This window comes from Prevotella pectinovora, assembly GCF_000834015.1.
Taxonomy (GTDB): Bacteria; Bacteroidota; Bacteroidia; order Bacteroidales; family Bacteroidaceae; genus Prevotella; species Prevotella pectinovora.
On the sequence record NZ_JXQI01000086.1, the window covers coordinates 17,501 to 38,627 of the forward strand.

20 protein-coding genes and 2 pseudogenes are annotated in these 21,127 nt (G+C 44.5%); 3 read left to right on the top strand and 19 right to left on the bottom strand.

Annotated elements, in window-relative coordinates:
* Nucleotides 1–30: 30 nt before the first annotated feature.
* The 7 genes from ST42_RS12240 to ST42_RS12270 form a co-directional block, all read right to left on the bottom strand.
* Nucleotides 31–1,056 carry a CNNM domain-containing protein gene (locus tag ST42_RS12240; protein ID WP_044073689.1) on the bottom strand — a complete coding sequence of 342 codons (1,026 nt, stop codon included), beginning with the start codon at nucleotides 1,054–1,056 and terminating at the stop codon, nucleotides 31–33.
* A 323-nt stretch (nucleotides 1,057–1,379) separates the two neighbouring features.
* Entirely contained in the window at nucleotides 1,380–1,892 is a 513-nt protein-coding gene (locus ST42_RS12245; protein WP_044073711.1) for a methylated-DNA--[protein]-cysteine S-methyltransferase, read from the bottom strand.
* A 5-nt stretch (nucleotides 1,893–1,897) separates the two neighbouring features.
* Nucleotides 1,898–2,344, bottom strand: a complete 447-nt coding sequence (locus ST42_RS12250; RefSeq protein WP_044073690.1) for a PepSY-like domain-containing protein — start codon at nucleotides 2,342–2,344, stop codon at nucleotides 1,898–1,900.
* Nucleotides 2,345–2,691: 347 nt separating this feature from the next.
* Nucleotides 2,692–3,456, bottom strand: a complete 765-nt coding sequence (locus ST42_RS12255) for a YaaA family protein (RefSeq protein ID WP_022317040.1) — start codon at nucleotides 3,454–3,456, stop codon at nucleotides 2,692–2,694.
* Nucleotides 3,457–3,881: 425 nt separating this feature from the next.
* On the bottom strand, nucleotides 3,882–4,655 hold the full coding sequence (locus tag ST42_RS12260; protein WP_044073691.1) for an EFR1 family ferrodoxin: 774 nt from the start codon (nucleotides 4,653–4,655) through the stop codon (nucleotides 3,882–3,884).
* Nucleotides 4,656–4,837: 182 nt separating this feature from the next.
* Nucleotides 4,838–5,233 (bottom strand): (deoxy)nucleoside triphosphate pyrophosphohydrolase, encoded by a 396-nt coding sequence (locus ST42_RS12265; RefSeq protein ID WP_044073692.1) that lies wholly within the window; start codon nucleotides 5,231–5,233, stop codon nucleotides 4,838–4,840.
* Between the two features lie 2 nt (nucleotides 5,234–5,235).
* Entirely contained in the window at nucleotides 5,236–8,400 is a 3,165-nt protein-coding gene (locus ST42_RS12270) for a DUF3427 domain-containing protein (RefSeq protein WP_044073693.1), read from the bottom strand.
* A 114-nt stretch (nucleotides 8,401–8,514) separates the two neighbouring features.
* On the opposite strand from ST42_RS12270, the pseudogene ST42_RS14395 reads away from it, so the two are divergent.
* Nucleotides 8,515–8,703 (top strand): annotated as a pseudogene (locus ST42_RS14395) (hypothetical protein); the annotation flags it as partial.
* A gap of 150 nt (nucleotides 8,704–8,853) precedes the next feature.
* Nucleotides 8,854–10,140, top strand: a complete 1,287-nt coding sequence (locus ST42_RS12275; protein WP_044073695.1) for a serpin family protein — start codon at nucleotides 8,854–8,856, stop codon at nucleotides 10,138–10,140.
* Nucleotides 10,141–10,263: 123 nt separating this feature from the next.
* Here the strand turns inward: ST42_RS12275 and ST42_RS14605 are convergent, their stop codons facing one another.
* Both ST42_RS14605 and ST42_RS14610 read right to left on the bottom strand, forming a co-directional pair.
* Entirely contained in the window at nucleotides 10,264–10,914 is a 651-nt protein-coding gene (locus ST42_RS14605; RefSeq protein WP_394365290.1) for a KUP/HAK/KT family potassium transporter, read from the bottom strand.
* Nucleotides 10,897–11,310: pseudogene (locus ST42_RS14610) on the bottom strand (KUP/HAK/KT family potassium transporter); the annotation flags it as partial. The gene ST42_RS14605 and the pseudogene ST42_RS14610, both read right to left, overlap by 18 nt.
* Here ST42_RS14610 and ST42_RS12285 point away from each other — a divergent pair.
* Nucleotides 11,306–12,103, top strand: a complete 798-nt coding sequence (locus ST42_RS12285; RefSeq protein WP_231557040.1) for a beta-galactosidase small subunit — start codon at nucleotides 11,306–11,308, stop codon at nucleotides 12,101–12,103. The pseudogene ST42_RS14610 and the gene ST42_RS12285 sit on opposite strands and share 5 nt — an antisense overlap.
* Before the next feature lie 97 nt (nucleotides 12,104–12,200).
* Here ST42_RS12285 and ST42_RS12290 read toward each other — a convergent pair whose 3' ends face one another.
* The 10 genes from ST42_RS12290 to ST42_RS14105 all read right to left on the bottom strand — a co-directional run.
* Nucleotides 12,201–12,659 carry a copper resistance protein NlpE gene (locus tag ST42_RS12290; RefSeq protein ID WP_044073696.1) on the bottom strand — a complete coding sequence of 153 codons (459 nt, stop codon included), beginning with the start codon at nucleotides 12,657–12,659 and terminating at the stop codon, nucleotides 12,201–12,203.
* A gap of 299 nt (nucleotides 12,660–12,958) precedes the next feature.
* Entirely contained in the window at nucleotides 12,959–13,741 is a 783-nt protein-coding gene (locus tag ST42_RS12295; protein WP_044073712.1) for a ZIP family metal transporter, read from the bottom strand.
* Nucleotides 13,742–13,826: 85 nt separating this feature from the next.
* Nucleotides 13,827–14,213 carry an SMU1112c/YaeR family gloxylase I-like metalloprotein gene (gene gloA2, locus ST42_RS12300; RefSeq protein ID WP_042519728.1) on the bottom strand — a complete coding sequence of 129 codons (387 nt, stop codon included), beginning with the start codon at nucleotides 14,211–14,213 and terminating at the stop codon, nucleotides 13,827–13,829.
* Between the two features lie 98 nt (nucleotides 14,214–14,311).
* Nucleotides 14,312–14,830 carry a ribonuclease H gene (locus tag ST42_RS12305; RefSeq protein ID WP_044073698.1) on the bottom strand — a complete coding sequence of 173 codons (519 nt, stop codon included), beginning with the start codon at nucleotides 14,828–14,830 and terminating at the stop codon, nucleotides 14,312–14,314.
* 339 nt (nucleotides 14,831–15,169) lie between these two features.
* Nucleotides 15,170–16,045 (bottom strand): nucleotidyl transferase AbiEii/AbiGii toxin family protein, encoded by an 876-nt coding sequence (locus tag ST42_RS12310; protein WP_044073699.1) that lies wholly within the window; start codon nucleotides 16,043–16,045, stop codon nucleotides 15,170–15,172.
* The gene (locus ST42_RS12315; protein ID WP_044073700.1) at nucleotides 16,042–16,605 is read right to left on the bottom strand and encodes a type IV toxin-antitoxin system AbiEi family antitoxin domain-containing protein; all 564 of its coding nucleotides are present in this window, start codon (nucleotides 16,603–16,605) and stop codon (nucleotides 16,042–16,044) included. The genes ST42_RS12310 and ST42_RS12315 overlap by 4 nt, the downstream gene beginning before the upstream one ends.
* 906 nt (nucleotides 16,606–17,511) lie before the next feature.
* On the bottom strand, nucleotides 17,512–17,709 hold the full coding sequence (locus tag ST42_RS12320; protein WP_044073702.1) for a hypothetical protein: 198 nt from the start codon (nucleotides 17,707–17,709) through the stop codon (nucleotides 17,512–17,514).
* 187 nt (nucleotides 17,710–17,896) lie between these two features.
* Nucleotides 17,897–19,462 (bottom strand): hypothetical protein, encoded by a 1,566-nt coding sequence (locus ST42_RS12325; protein WP_044073704.1) that lies wholly within the window; start codon nucleotides 19,460–19,462, stop codon nucleotides 17,897–17,899.
* A 156-nt stretch (nucleotides 19,463–19,618) separates the two neighbouring features.
* Nucleotides 19,619–20,392 (bottom strand): hypothetical protein, encoded by a 774-nt coding sequence (locus tag ST42_RS12330; protein ID WP_044073706.1) that lies wholly within the window; start codon nucleotides 20,390–20,392, stop codon nucleotides 19,619–19,621.
* A gap of 390 nt (nucleotides 20,393–20,782) precedes the next feature.
* A partial coding sequence (locus ST42_RS14105; protein WP_044073707.1) for a hypothetical protein occupies nucleotides 20,783–21,127 on the bottom strand: 345 nt, incomplete at its 5' end.

Sequence of the window (21,127 nt, forward strand, 5' to 3'; positions counted from 1 at the left end):
TAATGACCGGCTTGCATCATGGACTCAACGTTATTTCCGCAACATCCTGCGCGACTTTTCCTTGGCAAAAGCCTGCATGTCCACAGCCACGTCGTCTTCGTCCACGATTTCCACTCCGGTCATGGTCTCTATCACGTCTTCCATTGAGACCACGCCACGCAGACAACCATATTCGTCAAGGATGATGGAGATGTGTTCGCGCTTCTCCAGCATCTTCTCCCATATCTGATACACCGAATCGTCTTCGCAGAAAGAAAGAATCGGGCGCATGAGGTCGGAGAGCCTTGTTTCGAACTTATCTTCCGACAACTCCTTCAACACCATGTCTTTCAGCACATAACCGATGATGTATTCCTTGTTCTTGTCGTATACCGGTATGCGAGAGAAATTCCATGTCTGCTGCTCGTAAAACTCCTTTATGGTCAGGTTCACGTTGGCCGTCTCCACCACGATGGAAGGTGTCATCACCTCCCTTGCCTTTACACTCGCCAGACGGATGCAGCTCTTTATTATCTTGCTTTCAGACTCGCAGAATATACCCTCCGTAGTTCCTACATCCACCATTGCCGACACTTCTTCGCGGCTCACCGAAGCCTGATGCTCCTTCGGGGTGAACACTTTTGTGATAAGCTCCGAGAGCAGCACCAGCGGATAGGTGATGAAGATGAGCACGCGGATGATCTTGGTCGACGGCATGGCGAGCGAACGCCAATATGAAGCTCCGATAGTCTTGGGGATGATTTCAGAGAACACAAGAATCAGGAGCGTAAGGATGGCGGAAATAACCCCGAAGTATTCCTCGCCGAAAAGCTTTATTGACTCCGCTCCCACACCTGCCGAACCGATGGTGTGGGCAATGGTGTTGAGCGAAAGAATAGCGCCTACGGGGCGGTCTACGTTATTCTTGTATCGTTTCATCAAAGAGGCAGTCTTGTTGCCTTGGTTTTCCTTCATCGAGATGAACGACATAGGAGTGGACAGGAGTACCGCCTCGAGGACGGAACACAAAAAGGATAGTGCCAGAGCACCTGTAAAATATAAAATGATTAAGCCCATTAATAAAAATGATATGTTAATAATAAGTTGTCTGTAAGTGGGGGATAGACAACTTACTACAAACGAAGGGCCTTATGATGTATGTGTAATCGGTATGTCATTTGCGACACAAAGATATCTGTTTAGTGATAATCATGACGTTCGGAGGCTAAAACATTGCGAATATTTAACTAAAAGGCTCCGGCTTTTATAAAGTCTTTACTATCTCACTTCTAATACGACTCTATTGGAAGTCTACTTGATAAATTCTCCACGTCCATCCTTGCCATTTCCGCAGCCAGAGTATCTGTTTTTTTTTGTATTCGCAAAGGTAACATAATTATTTATATTTGCGTCTCTATTCCGAGCAACACTCTCTTAGCCTCCAATCCTCCCGCATAGCCTGTCAGTGAATGGTCGCTGCCTATTACGCGGTGGCAAGGGATTAGGATGCTGATGCCGTTTGCGCCGATGGCTCCTGCTACGGCTCTCACGACTTTGGGCTTGCCGATGCATTGGGCTATATCCTTATAACTCTTTGTCGCTCCGTACGGAATGTCGAGCAAAGCGTTCCACACTTCATGCTGAAAATCAGTACCCGCCAGGCGTAACTGTATGTCGAAAGCCTTGCGCTTGCCGGCAAAGTATTCGTCGAGTTGTCTTTTGGTCTCTTCCAAGACAGAGGTTGTCTCAGTCTTGAAAGAAGTCTTCATGTTCCTTGTAAGTCTGAGCATGTTGCGCTCTGCAAAAGGGTTGTCGCTCCAATCGCAAAGACATAGTCTGTCAGCGAAAGAAGCCAAGACCAGTCGGCCGCATGGCGAGTCGTAATACTGGATGCATATCCTTACTTCTCCCATGCTTATCATTCAATATCTATCAGTTGGAAGTGCTTGTTGAAGGTCAGGTCCAGTCCGTTCGTCAGTTCCACTTCGTATTCCTTCCTGTTTATTTCAATCTTTCTCACTGATTGTCCTTCATAATTCTCCTTCAGGTAGTTATTTATGGCTTGCGGAATCAGCTGATCGGGCACAATGCCTTGCTTGCAGTCAATCTCAGTGAGATTGCCCCTCTTGTCGAACTCCAGCTTCGTGCCATTCTTCAGAACAACGTCATAGCTCCTGCTGACAACGCCAGACTCAATCGTTGCAAGCATCACCTTCTGACCATTGAAATGATTATTGAGCAAGGTCTGGGCCTTGGCTGGAAGTGCATTTACAGAGATAGGCTTTCCGTTGCCTGCATTCGCCGCCATGTTGCATGACATCATACAACAAATGGCGATCATCAATACTCTTATCATTCTTTTCATAAGCAAAAAAATTAGATAATTAGATAATAAATTAATACCCAAGTTGTGATGAGTGTTTAACCCAAAACGGCCATTAGGCCGTTATAAAATTAGTTAATGACTGCTTGCAGTCTTTTGCTTTTTATAAGGTGTCTTTTGCTCGTTTTTAATTCGCAATAGCTCGCTATTACTCATTAAAAGCCAAACAAAATCCACTCTTCTAAAAAAACAAAATCCAGGCAAGCCCTAACGACCGATTTGGGTTTAATCATCTATGAATTAGACGCAGATTATGCCTGAAGGTCTGATACCGTAGAAACAACTATATTCATCGTTATGCAGTACAGGGCGTTCTGCCATAATCTTCTTTACCGGATATTTTCTCTTACGAAATGCGGATTGTTTGCGTCGCCTGATTGCGGAGCGTATTCAAAGCCTTCGTAGCTGAAAGCGGAGAGTTCTTCGGGAGTGACGATGCTGTTGTTCAGAATGAAGCGTAGCATTGCTCCACGGCACGACTTGGCCCATACTGCCTGCATCTTCAGCCTGCCGTCTTTCTGCCGTACATAGAAGAGGGGGTGAACGACCGTCACTTCCTTGCAGACTCTCTTCCAGTCGAACAGATGCTCGTATTCCTCGGTGGAGAGATGCAGGAGGATGCCGTCGTCAGCCTTCACGCTGTCTATTAGCACATCTGTCAGTCGGTCTTTCCAGAACTGATTGATGGGCTTGTCGTTTGTGGCTTCGAGCGTTACACAATGTTCCATGCGATAGGGCACTATGCCGTCCATAGGGCGCAGCAGACCATAGAGAAAACACGTTATCCAAAGATGCTTCTGGGCATACTCCAAAGCCTCGTCGCTCAATGTACAGGCACACAGATGCTTGTATGCCTGACCATTGTAGGCAAGCAGGGCAGGCATCTTTTCGGCTGCCATAAAGTCTTGATAGCGTCTCCAGTTCTCTGCAGCTATCTTCCGGCTGCAATCCAGCTGCCGGGCCAAATCCTCTACGCCCATCCTTGCCATCTCCGCAGCCAGAGTGTCGGCTACGGTCTGGAAGAGTGGGGTGGAGACCGGCTTCCTGTCCGTCTTGTCGAACATTATCTTGGCGTTTGCTAATAATATCTGCATGTTGCCTTATAATTATGATATAATCAGAAACCTTTCTGTTTGAGTTCGTTGTTTTTCTCTCTGTAATGCAAAATTACGATTTTTATATTGATACTGCAACAATTTTATGCAAGCAAATTTCTCTCTCCTCTCGCTTAATCGGATTTTTTTGTATATGTAACCTCTCTTTGCCTCCAATCCTCCCGCATAGCCTGTCAGGGAATGGTCGCTGCCTTCGGTGCGGTGGCAAGGGATGGGTATGTTTTACCAGAATCGGTCATTAAGATTAAGTGTGCACTAAATGAATTCCGCCAACGGGTAGACCTTCTTGAAGTTCTACGATTGAGAAAGGCTTCTCTTCAGACTGTATAGTTTGAAAACTTGTCAGTCAATATCGATTACCTCGAAAAGCTGTTGCCCCAACCTGATATTCATCCTTTTTCCTTTCAAGCATCCTGCCCCCTTTCTCCGGGATGCACGAACTGCCCATGCTTCATGGTGTGTCTGCCATATTGTATGGCAAAACGGGGGCAGTGGTGCAGGCATCTGAGACACAGCGTGCATTTCTCTTTCGTCCATACAGGATAGCCGTCCTTGCATTCTATGGCTTGTTCCGGACATTGGCTGGCGCATTTCCCGCAACCTACACATCTGTCGTTCATCACATGGAAATTCTTCGTCTTGCGCTGCTTCCCGTAGGTGAGATAATACCAATGGGCAAACCAATGCGGAAAACGCAGACAATCAAAGTTGCCAGCCTTGCGTGCTGCAGCCCTTGCCGTGGTCTTGGCAATGCTCTTTTCGGCTTCTTCCGTTTTTCGCAGGCATTTCTCGTGGTCCGACACATCGAATATCGGAGTCCATACATCCACCATTCTCACATTATACTTCGCATCCAGCCGCAGCCCCTTCTTCTTGAGCAATTCCTGCATCATATAATGAGCCTGCCCGGTAGTGGTGCCGAATGTGAGCACATGATAGATGAAGTTGTGATGGAGCCCCGTGAGAGTCAGTTTGTTGACAAACCTCACGACGATGTCGGGCAGCCCCCAGAAATACACGGGGGTGACAAATCCCACACGTTCATCCTCGCTTAAGGAAAACGAACATTCGTCCTTGCTCATGCAGTCTGTTATCGAAATGCAGCTTTCGCCGGTTGCCTGTGCCAGCCGTTGCGCCACATGCTTGCTGTTGCCTGTACCTGAAAAATAAAATACCATTATTGTCTTGATTTCATTTGAATTCCAAAGATACTGCTTTTTATTGGAACACAAAAATAAAGGCTGGTTTTGTCATGTTTTATATCGGTATTATCTGGCGGCATAAATTCAAAAGAGTCGAAATCGCCGTAGCAGCCGGATAGATATACCGAGATGTCGTGCTCTGTCTGCACGCTTCCAAATCAGCCCTTTATCTTTATCACCACTTCCTCATCTGCTGGCAGCCACTTCACACATCCCAGCTCGTCGCGCGTGAGCCACTTGGCTGCCTCGTGTTCGAGGAGAGTGAGGTTGCCGCTCTTGACCTTGCAGAGGTAGCAATGCATGGTTAGGTGGAAGTTGGGGTAGTCGTAGCAGACTGTGGTGAGGAGGCTTTCCACTGAGATATCCGTTGCCAGCTCCTCTCGTATCTCTCTTTGCAGGGCAGCTTCGGGCGTTTCGCCAGGCTCCATCTTTCCGCCCGGAAACTCCCACCAGTCCTTCCATTCGCCATATCCTCTTTGTGTGGCAAATATGCGGTTGCCGTCGCAGATAACGGCGGCAACCACTTCTATATGTTTTCTTTCTCCTGTGTTCATAATTATCCAATAGCTTTATATTGACTTGCAAAGGCGTAGGTGGCTTCCGACATTGGCGTGTTCAGATGCCACACTATCTGCATCGGCTTTGAGCCCTCTATGCTCTTCATCGTGACCTGTCCGAGATAGGTGAACCCCATACGGCAACCGTAGTCGGGATGCTCCACCTGCTGACGCACGAAGAGGAGCATGTTGTTCTCGCCATTACGATAAGCCTCTGCCTCACGACTGCCCTCGCGCACTCGGTTTTGCGTCTCCCAATGGAAGAATTCACGGTTCTGGGCGTAGTCCTTATATGCAGTCATCGAACCCTCCTCGCGTTTCTTTATGATGTCTACGTACATCGCCTCAAGTTTGATGTCCTTCAAACGCTCGACGCCTTCGCGCGACGGAGATTTGCGCTCTATGGTGGAAAGTCCGAGCGCAGCCTGTATCTGTGCTTTGGAGTAGACGCCATGCAGACGAAGCGGATTCCATTCCTTGTAGACCGAATTGTCGGCTTTCTCTGGTGCCGAACATCTGTCTCGCAGATAATCCACAACCTCACGCAACTCCTGTATGAACAGTTGGTCGGAGGCTAAATCGCGGAACATCTCCTCGATGCTGGCGTAAGTGCCCGCCTTGTCGTAAAGGTCGTAATAAAGCATCACGGCACAACGCTTCTGCTGTTCGGAGAAAGAACGGGTGTCGCAACGGAAACCGCTCTCCACGAACCGTAGCAGTTGGGTGAAGTAAGAGAACGAGTCGGTAGCGAGCCATTTCTTTGTGACGGCAAACTTTATTTGTGCAGAGTGTACCGATACCTTACTCTGGACGCCAGCCATCTGGCACATCTCGCCCCACGTAAGGCTGCCGTATATCTTGTGGAAAGGAATGTGGCTGTAAGCCAAGAAACCCTTAAGTGAGAACGAGCCGTTGCATACTTTGTGGTAGGCGGCTATCTCCTTGACGATTCTGCTTCGGTTGAGGCTGCGCAGATAGCCGTCGATGTTGGCAAGGATTTCCTCTTTTGCCTTTTCTTCCAATACTATCTTGCAGCCGAAGGGCGCATTGGTAAAGCCACCCTCAATCTCTTCCCTGATGTTGCGCGAATGGCGGCCTATGAGAGCCTCAAAGCGGTCCTTATAACTGAACTCGGCACGCGAATGACCTACAAAGTCGAGTACGGTAAGATGGTCCTTGCCCTTGTGCAGACGGAGTCCTCGGCCAAACTGCTGGAGGAAGACCGTGGCACTTTCGGTAGGACGAAGGAACAGAATGGTGTCGACCTCAGGAATATCCACACCCTCGTTGAAGAGGTCTACAACGAAGAGGTAGTTGATTTTGCCTGTCTGAAGCTGCTTCTTGACGAGGGCCCGATGGTGGTTGTCGTCGTCACTCGTAAGCACATCCGTATGCAGTCCGGCAAGCGTGAACTTGGCGTTCATGAACCGTGCGTGTTCCTTGTCTACACAGAAGCAAAGTGCCCGGACTTTGTTGAGTCGGCTGTTTCCAATATACTCCTGCATCTTCTTCAGGATGAGACCTGTACGGAAATCGTTCCGGGTGTAGACACGCGACAGCTCGGAGATGTCGTAGCCGTGGCCGCTCCATTTCACTTCCGTCAAATCCACATTATCCGGGATGCCATAATAATGGAACGGAGCGAGCAATCCGGCATTCAGGGCAGCTGGAAGACGTATTTCGGCAGAGATATGTCCGTCGAAGAAAACCGTGATATCCTCCTGTTCGTTTGTACGTTCGGGCGTTGCTGTAAGACCAAGCAGAATGTGGGGCTTGAAGTAAGTAATCAGTTTGACGTAGGTTGGAGCCACGATGTGATGAACCTCGTCTACAACCATATAGTCGTAGAAGTCCTCAGTAAGCTGCAGACTGTCCAGTCGGTTGCGCAATGTGTCCTTGCTTGCAAAGACATGCTGATAGCTTGATGGCTCGTTGTTACCGTCCCATACGCTACCGAAGTTAGGGTCTTCGAGCACTATGCGGAAGGTGAGCATGGCCTGGCGAAGGATTTCCTGACGGTGGGCTATGAAGAGAAAACGGCAGTCGGGATGAGCCTCGCGGTAGCGTTTGAAGTCGAAAGCGGCAATAACGGTCTTTCCCGTGCCCGTGGCTGCTACCACAAGGTTGCGGAAATGGCCGTGCACATTTCGCTCCACATCCAGCTTCTCCAATATCTCCTGCTGATAGTCTTTGGCACGCATGAGGTCGAGAGCCGAGAAATCAAGCAAAGGCGTTTCCCAATCGGCTCCCAATGCCTTCTTCAACCGTTCGTCGCTAACGCCGGGAATGAAGTTCTCGAATGTAGAGTCGCACCAATATGCCTCAAACGAATTGCGCACCTCGTAGATAACCTGTGGCAGCTCAAACTGAGTGGCCTTGAAATTCCATTCCTTGCCATCCTTCAAGGCGTAAAGCGAGAGATTGCTTGAACCGATATAAGCCGTGTGGAAACCGGAGTTGCGAAGGAAAATATAGGATTTGGCATGCAGGCGGTCTTGCGTTCCGTCATACGAAATCTTAATCTCCGTGTTAGGCAAGGAAGCCAATCGTGCAATGGCGTCGTAATCCGTAGCACCTGTATAGGTGGTTGTGATGACGCGCAGTTTCTTACCCTCGCCTGTGAACTTACGCAAGCTGTTCCAGAGCAGATTAAGTCCGCTTGTCTTGATAAACGACACCACCCACCATATCTCGTCGGCACAGAGAATCTCGCGGTTAAGCTCGCTCTCCATGTCGGCTGGACCTCTGCCTCCGAAGAACAAGGCGCTTCGGCTGAGGGAGGTTATAGGGGTGATGGCTTTCAGGTGTTGCTCTATGTCTGGATATTCGCAGTTTGTGCGGTCTACAACAGCTGTCAGGATGCTTTTCTGAGCGTCAATAAGTTCGAGCTCCGTGTCCTCCACGTTGAATTCCTTGCCTAATGTCTTGATAACGGAATTAATAAAATCAGTATATTTGTCTGCATCCTGATCGTCGGGTGTACCAGAAAACGTCCCCTCGATAAGGTGCTGCAGATACTTGCTGAGAATATTCACAGCATCATCCTTCGAAATCAGCTTCTTGCCTATATAGAATCGCCCGGTGTCCACCTCGTTCAATTTCTGTTTGAAGAGGCGGTTGATAATCTGTTCGTAAACGCCGGTATGGATATTCGTGTCTTGCATAAATGAAAAGATTGAGAGTTGTGATTTTTTCTTATTCATCCTTATGCAAAGATACAGTATTATTTGTTATGCCACAAATCGAGATGAAACAAATAATACTGACATATATTCTTCTACAATAAGTTGGTATTTGCTATCTTCTTGTTGGGAAACATCCACTATGACGCTTGGATGACCTTGTTCTTGAAGCGAAGAAAGGTGCTCGACTACGAGTTGTTTTAGCAGCAAGCCATAAACAATAACAAGACCTATGAGTTTATCTCTTTCATGCAGGAAATCAAGTTGCAGGATTGTGAGTCAAAGTCTTTTTCCTTCCCCCAAAAAAACAACGCTTTTGCCCTGTTTTTGCAAAAGTATTTAGTTAGCCCATGCAATAATCCACCCTTTTGCGTATTTATGTAAATAAAAAAGCTGAAAAGTATGGATTGTAAACAAAACAAAGTTAGTTGTAAAATGAAAAAAAATATCGTACACATAGGTCATGCAGCCGTTATGGCAGCCCTGGCCGCTACCACGCTTGGCTCGTGCGCCACGCAGAAGAACCATCAGAAGACGGATAACAGTATGAATGCAACCAAGATTGAGAGCAACCTCGATGAGCAATATCTCGTTCTGAGCGACGCAGAGCAGAAGGCTGTGGCCCAGACCAACGACTTTGCCTTCAACCTTTTCCGCACCCAGGAGGGTATGGACTCGAAGGTTCTCTCGCCCATCAGCGTGGCCTACCTCATGGGCATGCTGGCCAATGGTGCTGAAGGCGCCACGCAGACCGAGATCATGAAGGCATTGGGGCAGGACGGCACATCGTTGCAGACGCTCAACGACGCCTATAAGTCGATTATCAATCATGCGTCGGCTCTCGACCGTCGTACCCAGATCAACATAGCCAACTGCATTGCCGTGAACAAGCAGGTGACCTTCAAGAACGAGTATGCCACCGCTATGAAGGCCCTCTTCGAGGCACAGGTGGAGAGCATGGATTTCACGTCGCCCAAGACCCTGAGCAAGATCAACGGATGGTGTGCCAAGCAAACCGACGGCATGATTCCCAAGATCGTTGACCAACTCGACGCCAATGCCACCGCAGTACTGATGAACGCCATCTACTTCAACGGCACTTGGGCTTCCAAGTTCGACAAGAGCCAGACCAAGACGGAGGAGTTCCGCGGTTTCACCCGCGACATCAAGAAGGTCGACATGATGCAGCAGGAGCATAAGTTCATGTATGCCGACAATAAGGATTACGCCGCCGTGACCCTTCCTTACGGCAATGGCACCTACTCGATGACCATAATCCTGCCCGCTGAGGGCAAGTCGACCACTGATGTGGCGCAGCAGCTCAACGCCAAGAACTTTGCCGAGCTGCAGGCCAACATGACCGAGTGTTTGGTCGATCTGAAGCTGCCCCGCTTCTCCACCACCACCGAGACCCCGCTCAACCAGCCCATCTCAGCCCTTGGCGCCCCGTCGATCTTCCAAGCAGGTCAGGCTAATTTCGGTAATATGACCGACGCCCCCATGTATGTGTCGACCATGCTGCAAAAGGCAAAGATAGAGGTGAGTGAGAATGGAACCAAGGCCGCCGCAGTCACCGCCGCCACCATGATGATGTCGATGTATCAGCCCGATGAGCCCCGCCACGTGGTGTTCCATGCCAACCGCCCGTTCATCTACATGATTACCGAGCGCGCTACCAACACCATCTTCTTCATCGGCCAATACACCGGCCCCACGGAGTAAGATCCCCATCTTGTCAGGCACCGCCTTCGGCAAGCCTTCGAGCCATCCTTGTGATGCGCCTTTGCCTACGTAACGTTTCAGTATCTATATATCACTTGAAAAAATATTATCTTGCGACAGGACTTACTCTTCTTCCACGATTTGCGTGATGCGTCTTATGCTTCCGTTGCGTTGGCTGATGATGAGCGGTACACGTTCTACCACCACCATAGAAGTGTCGAGTCCCAATGCCTTTGGTTCGTCGATGCCTATCTTGCTGATGAGTGCATACATACTCATTAGCAGGTTCTGCTGGCGGTTGACGGAACTCTCCGGATAATATACTCGGTGGATGATGATGAATCGGAAATCGCCAGGAATACCGTTTTTGCGGAGCGACGGATAGGAGCTGGTCAGATCAACTTTTCCGTCAGCCACAAGGTCTTCCACCACTTGCCTCAAGTAGAGACTCACCCGGGGCTCTATGCGGAAACCAATGCGCATCGTAATGCTGTAGAGGGTGTCGGGTACCAGGGTATCAAATCTGTACTCCAACGTGTCTGGCGTATCGGCAAACTCCATGTTGATAAGCCAGTAGTGGTCAGCACGTTTAGGCTGCTTGTTGATGATGGAGTAGAGCAGTTTGTTGTCTACGGTGCCTTCCTTGTTGGCATGGTTTATATAGACAAGGTTGGAGGCGTACTTGGGGATACTCTTGTCTGCCTTGATGTCGGATATAATCTGATAGTAGTCATCCAGAGGTTTAGTTCTGATATAATGGTGGCGTATCTTCATGGCTCTAACCCATACATACATCATCAGAAACAGGATTCCTCCAATAAGCATCGTACACCATCCTCCTGCGAGAAACTTCGACAGGTTGGCTGCCAGGAAGATTGCCTCGATGGTGCAGTATGCGCCCATAAACAATATCGTGAGGACTCGCGACACACCCTTGCTGTGCAGGTAGAAACCGAGAAGCAGGGTGGTCATCAGCATGGTGATGGTGATGGCGAGTCCGTAGGCTGACTCCATGTGTGAGGAGTCGCGAAACAGCAGGATGATGATGACCACACCGATATACATGGCAAGGTTGATCATCGGGATATAGAGCTGTCCCTTTACATGTGTAGGATGCTTGATTCGCATGCGGGGCCAGAAGTGCAGGTTCATGGCTTCGCTCAATATGGAGAATGTTCCGCTTTCTTATTTGGATGTTGACAAAACACCTATGCTTGTAAAAGGATTTGATTTGACTCCAGACTTCTGGAGAGCATGCACAGACAACGATTTTGGTTCACATATGCCTACATTAAGTGCAGCATGGAATAAACCAAGTATGGAACTGAAGAATTTTACCCGTAAGGAGAATGGTTCTGTTGTTGCCGAGTTGTATCTCAAAGAAACAGAGTCTACACTGACTCTTACCTATACATTGAATAATAATGGAGAACTTACTGTTGAACAAGATCTGAAGGTAAATCCTGATGCGGAGAACAAGCCAAATCTTCTGCGCTATGGAATGGAATTGCAGATGCCTAAAGAGTTTGATAGAGTTGAATTCTACGGAAAGGGTCCTAACGAGAATTATGCAGACCGTAACAATTCCGACAGATTGGGCATTTTTACCCAGTTGGTAAAGGATCAGTATTATCCATACGTCCGTCCACAGGAGTCTGGCAACAAGACGCAGGTAAGATATTGGAAGGTTCTGACAAAAGACAATAAGGGTCTGGAGTTTTTCTCCAATGAGCCAATGGAGTGTTCAAGCCTGAACTATCTGACTTCAGATCTTTACCGCGGACCGGTAAAGAACCAAGAACATTCTGGAGACCTTGTACCACGAGACTTTACCTCTGTACACATTAGTCAGAGACAGATGGGATTGGGATGTGTCGATACATGGGGCTCATTACCTATTGAGAAATATATGCTTCCTTATCAGGACTATGCATTCAAATTCGTGATTCGTCCTGTAAGATAACCAAATGGTCCTCACTCTGAGAAATCAGAGTGAGACCGCAATCTTGAAAAAACGTGAATAGACTTAATGTCTGTCCACGTTTTTTTGATCCCTTGTACTATTTCTTTTTCAGTACATACAATTTTGCAGTCTCACCTTCAGGTTCTACACCCATAGAATCTGTCATAATGATGCTGTTGGCATTCTTAACCTTATAAAAGGTCTGTTCACCTGTTGAAGGACGAACAAGCATAAGGACTTTACCGTCAAGCACTTTAAAAATGCCGCTTGCTTCATCGTGACCATCTTTCTTGTCGATAAAGTCCTGCTTCAACAAATAGGTGCTATCAGCATTGATAGTGAGCACTGTCTTTATACCCGGGCAATCTGCTGCCGGGAGAGTTCCCTCATACGTTCCTGCAACAGACGTCAAATCCACATTGTCCTTATTGGAAGCGGTGGTGTCAACTACATTTGCAGAATCATTGTCTGCAGCATTTGGCGTAGTCTTCTTTCCTGTGCAGGAAGCCAGAATTGCCAGAGAACTTATCGCCAAAACAATCAGTTTCTTTTTCATACTTTCCTTTTAAGTTCAATAGTGTCTCGTTTAAACGGGACACTAGTGTTGTGTCATAATTATTTAACCCAAATCGGTCATTAGGGCTTGCTTGGATTTTGCTTTTTAGAAGGATGGATTTTGTTTGGCTTTTAATGAGTAATAGCGAGCTATTGCGAATTAAAAACAAGCAAAAGGCGCCTTATAAAAAACAAAAGACTGCAAGCAGTTATTAAAATTATACATTAAACGGCCTAATGACCGATTTGGGTTTAATTCTCAATGTCCGCAGATGTTCCTTCATAATCTATATATTTTTGTTAACCCATAACAACATCAAGCACCATCATCAGCACGAAACCTATGGCGAAGCCGATGGTACTGAGATTGCTGTGCTGGCCGCTTGAGGCTTCAGGGATTAGCTCTTCCACCACTACGTAGAACATGGCTCCTGCTGCAAAGGCGAGCATGTAGGGTAGGACTGGCATAATGAGAGAGGCAAGCAACAGTACGGCAATGGCTCCTATAGGCTCTACCACTCCGCTCAGCGAGCCTAACATAAAGGATTTCCATCGGCTGTTGCCTGCTGCACGCATAGGCATAGAGATAATAGCGCCTTCGGGGATGTTCTGAATGGCTATGCCCAACGAAACGGAAATGGCTCCGGCTAACGAGATATGCGAAGCACTGTTTTCGGCTCCTGCAAACACCACGCCTACTGCCATTCCTTCGGGCAGGTTGTGGATGGTTACGGCAAGGGCAAGCATAGCTGTCTTTGACATGTGCGACTTGATGCCCTCGGGCTTGTCTGTGCCAATATGAAGGTGGGGCGTAAGCTCGTCGATCAACAGTAGGAAACCGATGCCTAACAGAAAGCCTATGGCTGCCGGTACTACCGACCATACGCCGCTCTCTGCCTTCATCTCCATAGCAGGAATTAGCAACGACCATACGGACGCTGCTACCATCACTCCAGAGGCAAAGCCCAACAATGTCTTTTGCAATCGCGCAGACATCTCGTTTTTCATCATTAATACGAAAGCCGAACCAAGCATCGTTCCCAATAGCGGAATCAGAAGTCCAATGATTATTGTTGCTGTCATTTCTGTCATAGTCTTTTATCTGTTAGTTACAATGCAAAGATACAATTTTGTTGTGAGTCGGGCAATACCTATAAGTGATGTTTTTTTACTTTTCGTACAGTTCTATTGGTAGACCGTCGGGGTCGCTGAAGAATACAAACTGCCTGCCGGTATATTCGTCCGTGCGTATAGGCTCGTGCTTTACGCCCTTGCTGTCAAGCTCGCTGACGGCTGCCGCAAGATTGTCCACCTCGAAAGCGAGGTGACGCAGACCGGCTGCTTCGGGATAGGAAGGACGTGCAGGAGGATTGGGGAAGGAGAATAGTTCCACGACGTATGTGTTGCCAAGCCAGCAGTCTGCCTTCCATGAGTGGCGTTCCTCACGATAATTTTCACTCACGATCTTCAAGCCCAACACTTCTGTATAGAAATACTTAGATTGCTCATAGTCAGAGCAAATCACGGCTACATGATGTATTTTGTTTAGTTTCATATAATTAAAAATTTATAATGCCTAAAAAGCTATGGGTGCTTAAACGCCATCTTCTAAGAATAAGACGCAAATCGTGTCTGAATGTTTAAAGAGAAATTCTATTGCAGCTTCTGATGAAACTCCTTCCTTGTCTTGGCCATTGCTTCCGTAGCCATGTTATGGGTCTCTATCAGCAATGGGCTTTTGTGGTATTGCACAATCTTGACCCCTACTGATTTGTGCCTTTTCTTTTCCTCAATGCATTGTAGTATCAAGTCGGAGTTGGCTCTTGCCTTCCTCCCTTGCGGCTCGGCAGAGATTGCAAGCGAGTTTGCATCTTTGCTCTCACTGTTCGTTCGGTTGGCTGATTTTGATGTTGGAGCCTTGTCAAAGTTCTGAATATAGGCGGCGTTGGTCAGGAAAACGATGTCGGAACCTTCCGGAATTTCCTGCATCACCTTGATCATAAGTGTCAGCATCATGCGGAACTCCGTGGTGTGGAGGTCGCTGATTACATCACGTCTGATGATGCTTCCATTGTTCTCAATCACAACGGCAGCACCACCAGCTCGCTCTTTATGGCCATAATCACATGAGCCACCTATCCAAACGTAATATGTAGAAGTATCTTGTGTCATAATTATTTTATCTTCAATGTCCGCAGATATTCTTTCTGCTCGGGCGTGATTCTGTAGCTCTCTTTTGAGTCCAAAATTATTTCAACTCATAAAACTCCATAATATCCAGCATCTTAAACGATGTACCATCAATAGAAGAATGCCAGCTTTGATGAAAATGTCCGTAACACCAATGAGTGACATGCTGCTGATGTTCTTTCAGAGTTTCATACAGACTATTCATAACTTCACGTTCCTGCTGTATGTCTGATATCAGAGTTTTGTCGTTGCAAGTCCATTTGGTTATCCCTTCCTTGCTTAATAATTCGCAGAAGGATGGAGACGTATGTGTTATTTCTGCTATTCATCTTTCATGTTCTCCCAAAACGGAAGAAGTCTTTGCTGTAAGAACGCTATCACTTCGGTAAAGGACAATATGTCTGTGGACGTTATTTTACGCATGAAAGCTGTCCATCTGACTTGCATTTGCTGATTGCTACCAAACTCCTTTCGGAAGAACATCGTGTTCTCATTATAAGGAGTGTGGCGATTTTCAAATGTATGTTTGATAGCTTCCTGTAATATTACAGGATTATATTTTTCATTCTGCAAGATTTTGTAGAGATCATAATAATCCTTCATTCGACTACTTTGGTCTGCAAGATCCACAATTGCGTGCATCTTTTCGGCAATAACCGTTTCAAGCGAGTAGGCCAGAATATTGGCACTCGGCAGATGTTCTAGCAATACTGGATAATCAAGATCTATTGGGGAAGGTGTTACCACATCACCAAAACCAATATCCATTGTTAAAACCTGGGCAATGGTGTCCATCTTGACTGGGATGCTGAGCCTAATCCCATGATAGTCTTTGAACTCTGTTATATTTTGTGCAGTAATGTTCTCCGTGTCAAATATTACGCCATCTTCCTCGTATGGCACAGAACATATTTCTCTGAATGCTGCAATTATAGAAGCGCCTTCGTTGCTGATATTATTGCCAAGGAAATCGATATCCAATGTTGGACGAGCAGCAAATTTTTCGTATGCATACATGAGTGCGCCTCCCTTCAGATAGAAATTTCCTCTATAATGAGTCTGCGATATTCTGTAGAGAAGTCTCTCTTGAAAATACCGAGTTAGGATAGTCTGATTAAAGACGTTTTCCTTTCTTGCAACGTTCAGCAATTTTGTACGTATAGACTTCCCATAGTTTTTATTTTGTTCTTTACTCATAGCTTCACTTGTAGATAATTTTCCAGGATATTGCCAACACGCAATTGTCTGGCATAATCCATTAGTTTACTGATATTTCTTTCTGGTCTGGAAAGATAGTTATCGATGATTTCAGAACAGACATCAATACCCACCTTGTTGCGAAACTTTACAGCATCGCATACGCATCGTTCTACATCATATACCTTTACCTTAAATCCATCTATGACTTTCTCCATCACGCCAATTTCAAGAATGTTGGAAGTATAGTGATGGAGCTCTATCTTTGGGAATGAAGGAACTTTTACTTTCCTATCCCTTTTGATGGCGACATGATAAGCCTGCGGCATGGATGTCGTAAGCTGATGGATATTCCAGGCAGACCAAAGGCAGAGAATACCGTTGGGGACAATAGACTCAATATCAACCATACATGCTGACAATTGGTCTATGTTAGCATATACGCCACGGCAAACCTGAATCAGTTCACCTTGGCGAACGGCTTCCAGCATTTTGTAGTAAGCTGTTCGTCCTTGTTCTTTGACGTTTGCTGATGATATGAATGAATTCTTTGCTTCCATGATAGTTCTCCTAATTTGGTACAAATGTACCACAAATGTTTTTAATTGTGGTACTTTTGTACGGAAATCTTTTAAAATCCACCCCTTTTTTAATACCTTTCAACAGTTTTGTAGCTATTTTAGTACAAAAATACCACAAACGTAGCTAATTGTGGTACTTTTGTACGGGATAATGAAAAGGCTCTTTCTCCGATGTGAGGTTATTCGCCTTTTTCAGGTAATAACTCAAACCGTCAATAGTTAGTAGAAATTTCACCCCAATTCACCTCAAATGTCATATTACCCAAAAATTGTAAAAAACCATCAGATTGTCTGGTTTTTGGCTGTAATATTCTGATAACCAAGTGGTTGACTGTCCGGCGATTGTCAGGCAATTGTCTGGATGGTTTGCTGATGAAAGTAATTGTCAGATGGAAGGATTTGTCAGAAGTGAGGAATTCAGCCGACAGGAATTGTAGGAGTCGGCTGAATCCAGAAAACAGGAATATGGGTATTACAACATTAACTTTTGGGCATTTGTCTGACAGCAAATCTGCCCAACAGGGGCAAGCACGTTGCCCATGATGGGCAAGCACGTTACCCATGTTGGGCAAGCAGCGTGCCCAATTTTAGCCCAAATCCGTCATTAGACCGTTTTATGTATTTTTATATACTGCTTGCAGTCTTTTGTTTTTTATAAAGCGTCTTTTGTCTGTTTTTAATTCGCAATAGCCCGCTATTACTCATTAAAATCCAAACAAAATCCACTCAAGCCCTAATGACCGATTCGGGTTTAACGCAAAATAATTCCGCTAACGGCTTTGCTTTATATTTGAACACAGAAGCAGTGTCAGCTCTATGTGCTCGGTCTTCAGTTCGGCAATACCTAAAAGTGATGCTTATCAAGTTACTAATCTTTTCACTTGATCAACCTAGTGCATTCCTCTTCCTCAGCAGTTCGCGAGCTTTGCCTGTTATTTCCATATCGTTGAGCGGATATCCCAGTCTCAAACACTCGAATATCGCTTCGGTCGCTATCTGCCTGTACTTTTTGCTCACGCTCATAAGATATTGAAGAGCTGTTTGACCGCTTACCAAATATATAGTTGATAATTTTTCTTCCATAATTCTCCATTCTAAAAGTTTTCTGCAAAAAAAATACACCAATTGTTTTGAAATAACCAACTTTTAGCGATATTTATCATGTAATATGCAAGATAGTCTTCAGTAGAAAGGTGGGGCGCATGGAAAAAATGGAACTATGCTTTTCAAGAATCTCCTTACGGGAGCTTGGGCTGGTTGGTTCTCCAATTTAGTCTTTTAGCCATTCTATTTCATCAATCCACCCATATTCCTTTGCCTTTTTCCATGCCGTATAAGCCCCTTCTGAAAAAGCCTTGCGATTTCTGTACTTTTTGCCTTCTTCCATTACATGCTCTTTGACATCCCAATAGCCATCTGGCTTCTTTTTCTCTTTTATCCATGGCATTTCCTTGAATATTGTTTTGTCTTTACATGCATGTTGGTATGCTGTCGGGCTATTTATTGCAAATTCTGTTCTTGATGTGTATCTCTTTGATTCTTCAATGATTGCTTCTCTTGTCCATTTTGATATTTTCCCTAAAGGAAGAGGCTTTAACCATGTCATCAAAGGTAGCCATCCATTACTCATAGCTTTTAGGAAAGCTGTCTTGGCTTTATTCTCAAAATCCTTTTTGTTTGAATACTTGTGGCTCTCCTCAAATACCTTTTCTTTTGTCCAATAGTTATGTGGCTTATGCTTATCTTTAAGCCAAGTCATTTCTTTAAGCCATCCTTTTTCACTTGCGGTCTGATGTGCTCCACTTGCATTTTTTCTAAAGTCACATTTATATTCATATTTGCGGCTTTCTTCAATAACAGCATCGTGAGTCCATCTGATTTTTCTCACAGGTGTTGTTAACCAAGTCATTTCTTTAAGCCATTTGTTGTGTTTGGCATGATTATACGCTCCTCCAGCCTCTCTTTGAAATTCACTTCTACTATGGTATTTCCTTGATTCTTCAAATACTTTTTCTTTTGAAGTCCACTTAGCGATACCACCAATAGAACCAACGTTTTTTCCTGTTGCTGCTACATTCAAAAGAGTGTAACCATCATTTGCATATTGCTTCTTGTAATAATCCTCATAGTATTGACTTTCCAATACAGTCAGTCCATCCTTCAAACTAATTGGTTCTGGAATGTTTTTGCCAAAGTATTTTCTTACCGCACTATTAGAACCATATTTATGACTTCTCTTTCTACTATTTTTATCTATTGTTAGACCTACATATGCAACTTTATTGTTTTCATCAACATAGGCGTACACAGTTGAGTTATGCTCTTCTTTCCTTTCGTCATAACTACGCGGCTTCATCCAGTCAAATTTATCAAGGATTTTGTACTCACTTGCCCAACTATATGCTGCTGGTTCTTTTTCTTCAAAATCCGTTTTATTTGAGTAGTTGCGAGCTACTTCAAATACCTTCTTTTTAGTCCAGAATTTCTTTCCTGGATTATCCTGTATTAAACCCAATTCAGACAACCAACCATTTTTCTTTGCTTGGTTATATGCGTATTCATTTATGCGCCTAAATTCAGCATATGTTATACATTTATGTTCTTGTATAAATGAAAAAACTACATCTTTTGTGTATTTGTGATTTGCACGTGGTCCACGCTTTTTATGACGGTCTGTTTTCAACCATGTCATTCCCTTTATCAGCTTCTTCTCATTAGCCTTTTTGTATGCAGTAGGTGCATTTATCTTAAACTCTATTGGGGTTTTGTATCTTTTTGACTCTTCAATGATTCTTTCATCAGTCCAGTAACCATATGGATGTTTTTGATTTGCCATGCCTTTAATGTTTTGTTGTTAGATTATCTCGAGTACAACCAGCATCTTGCAAGCATTTCATTGACTTCTTCTTATTTTTCGGCGTTATTCAAACATCCACGGATATGCTTAGCTGCTAATTGTTTAATCCCACTATTTAATGTATTCAATTAATAATTAACGAACATATTTCAATTCGTCCTTGTTTATATTGATTGAACTACCATCCATGTATTCGATGTTGATTTCTGTTAGCACAAGTTTCTTTGCTGAATAATTGTACCAAAGGCAATCCCAATATGTTCCATAACCATAAGTTGTACCAGGCTTTATAGGGCCAGTAACATTGCCACCACCTTCAATGGTTCCACGAACTTCACATGAAACAGGGTCACCCACGGCATTTATTGGATAGCCACTCCAGTTTAAATATTTTATAGTCTTATTAGATACATTCTTCCATATAAGATGAGCGTCTACACCGCCAGCACTATTAGGAGATGATAGATAAGCCTTCTTTATCTTTATCGTATTTTTTAATAGTTCTATTCTCTTAGCTCTCTTAAGACTATCCAATCTTTCTTTATTAGTCTCGCTATTAGAAGTTGACTCAGTTTTATAAGAAGTCGTTTGATTTCCATCAGTTGAATTTGGTAGTAGAGCAATACACATGATGAAAAGTAACAAAAAAATGAATAATACAAACGGTAATGGGAAGGTTGTGGGCTTTTCCCCGGTATTGTTGCTTTCAATCTTATTATTTGAAGAATAAGGAACTTGTTTGTTATCAAATTCCATGCTTTTCTCTTCCTCTACTTGAGGCATTTGAGCATTAACCTTAACTTGTCTTTCTGCCTCTTTTTGCTTCACCTTATTTTCTTCCTCTTCGCGTTTCTTTTCGGCCTTCCATTCTAAGAATTCCTCAAACTCTTTATTCTCTTCTTCTGTCATAATAATTATTATTAGAATTATGTAAAATAAAATAGAAATTTCATCAAGAATGACATTCTTAATGTCATCTTCTATTTTCTTGCTGTTCTTGGATATACATCTGATACAAAATAGGATACATGATAACCAGTAATGTAACTATAACATTATAAAGCGTTTCACATATCATCAAGATTCATCTGACAATTTCCGTCAGCAAACCATCCAGACAATTGCCAGACAATTGCTTGATAATCAACTGTTTGGTTGTCAGAATGTTACAACGAAAAACCAGATGATCTGACAGTTTTTCTGAAATTCTCATTTTTACTAAAAATCAGCGATATGGGCAACTTTTGCTCGTATCGACCAACTTAAATTAATTCCGCCAACGGGTATGTGTATTAATATTTACAGTCTATTTCTTCTTCCTCCAAATGTTAGAGGTATAAGAGTGTCTTCCAAATCAGGAATCCAAACTGGTGTGAACTCATATTTGATTTTGTTCTTTTTCATATACTCTTCTAATTTGGAAGTATCTATTCCTATTTTCTTAACCTCAGCCAAGAGCGTTTTTACATCAAACGTTCTTGTATGTTCAAATTTGATAAGAAAAATCTCCTTCTGTATTTCTTTATTATAGAACATTGCATAACTATAATATTTGGAATTGGGATTCATATTATCATTCACAAACTTCAAAAAATCAGGCTCATTAAATTCTTTTATAGATTCATAATATTCTGTAGCCTTACC

Coding starts and splice junctions, on each gene's coding strand:
- ST42_RS12240 (WP_044073689.1), bottom strand. CDS start 1,056: ATGGGCTTAATCATTTTATATTTTACAGGTGCTCTGGCACTATCCTTT.
- ST42_RS12245 (WP_044073711.1), bottom strand. CDS start 1,892: ATGGGAGAAGTAAGGATATGCATCCAGTATTACGACTCGCCATGCGGC.
- ST42_RS12250 (WP_044073690.1), bottom strand. CDS start 2,344: ATGAAAAGAATGATAAGAGTATTGATGATCGCCATTTGTTGTATGATG.
- ST42_RS12255 (WP_022317040.1), bottom strand. CDS start 3,456: ATGCAGATATTATTAGCAAACGCCAAGATAATGTTCGACAAGACGGAC.
- ST42_RS12260 (WP_044073691.1), bottom strand. CDS start 4,655: ATGGTATTTTATTTTTCAGGTACAGGCAACAGCAAGCATGTGGCGCAA.
- ST42_RS12265 (WP_044073692.1), bottom strand. CDS start 5,233: ATGAACACAGGAGAAAGAAAACATATAGAAGTGGTTGCCGCCGTTATC.
- ST42_RS12270 (WP_044073693.1), bottom strand. CDS start 8,400: ATGCAAGACACGAATATCCATACCGGCGTTTACGAACAGATTATCAAC.
- ST42_RS12275 (WP_044073695.1), top strand. CDS start 8,854: ATGAAAAAAAATATCGTACACATAGGTCATGCAGCCGTTATGGCAGCC.
- ST42_RS14605 (WP_394365290.1), bottom strand. CDS start 10,914: ATGAAGATACGCCACCATTATATCAGAACTAAACCTCTGGATGACTAC.
- ST42_RS12285 (WP_231557040.1), top strand. CDS start 11,306: ATGGAGAATGTTCCGCTTTCTTATTTGGATGTTGACAAAACACCTATG.
- ST42_RS12290 (WP_044073696.1), bottom strand. CDS start 12,659: ATGAAAAAGAAACTGATTGTTTTGGCGATAAGTTCTCTGGCAATTCTG.
- ST42_RS12295 (WP_044073712.1), bottom strand. CDS start 13,741: ATGACAGCAACAATAATCATTGGACTTCTGATTCCGCTATTGGGAACG.
- gloA2 (WP_042519728.1), bottom strand. CDS start 14,213: ATGAAACTAAACAAAATACATCATGTAGCCGTGATTTGCTCTGACTAT.
- ST42_RS12305 (WP_044073698.1), bottom strand. CDS start 14,830: ATGACACAAGATACTTCTACATATTACGTTTGGATAGGTGGCTCATGT.
- ST42_RS12310 (WP_044073699.1), bottom strand. CDS start 16,045: ATGAGTAAAGAACAAAATAAAAACTATGGGAAGTCTATACGTACAAAA.
- ST42_RS12315 (WP_044073700.1), bottom strand. CDS start 16,605: ATGGAAGCAAAGAATTCATTCATATCATCAGCAAACGTCAAAGAACAA.
- ST42_RS12320 (WP_044073702.1), bottom strand. CDS start 17,709: ATGGAAGAAAAATTATCAACTATATATTTGGTAAGCGGTCAAACAGCT.
- ST42_RS12325 (WP_044073704.1), bottom strand. CDS start 19,462: ATGGCAAATCAAAAACATCCATATGGTTACTGGACTGATGAAAGAATC.
- ST42_RS12330 (WP_044073706.1), bottom strand. CDS start 20,392: ATGACAGAAGAAGAGAATAAAGAGTTTGAGGAATTCTTAGAATGGAAG.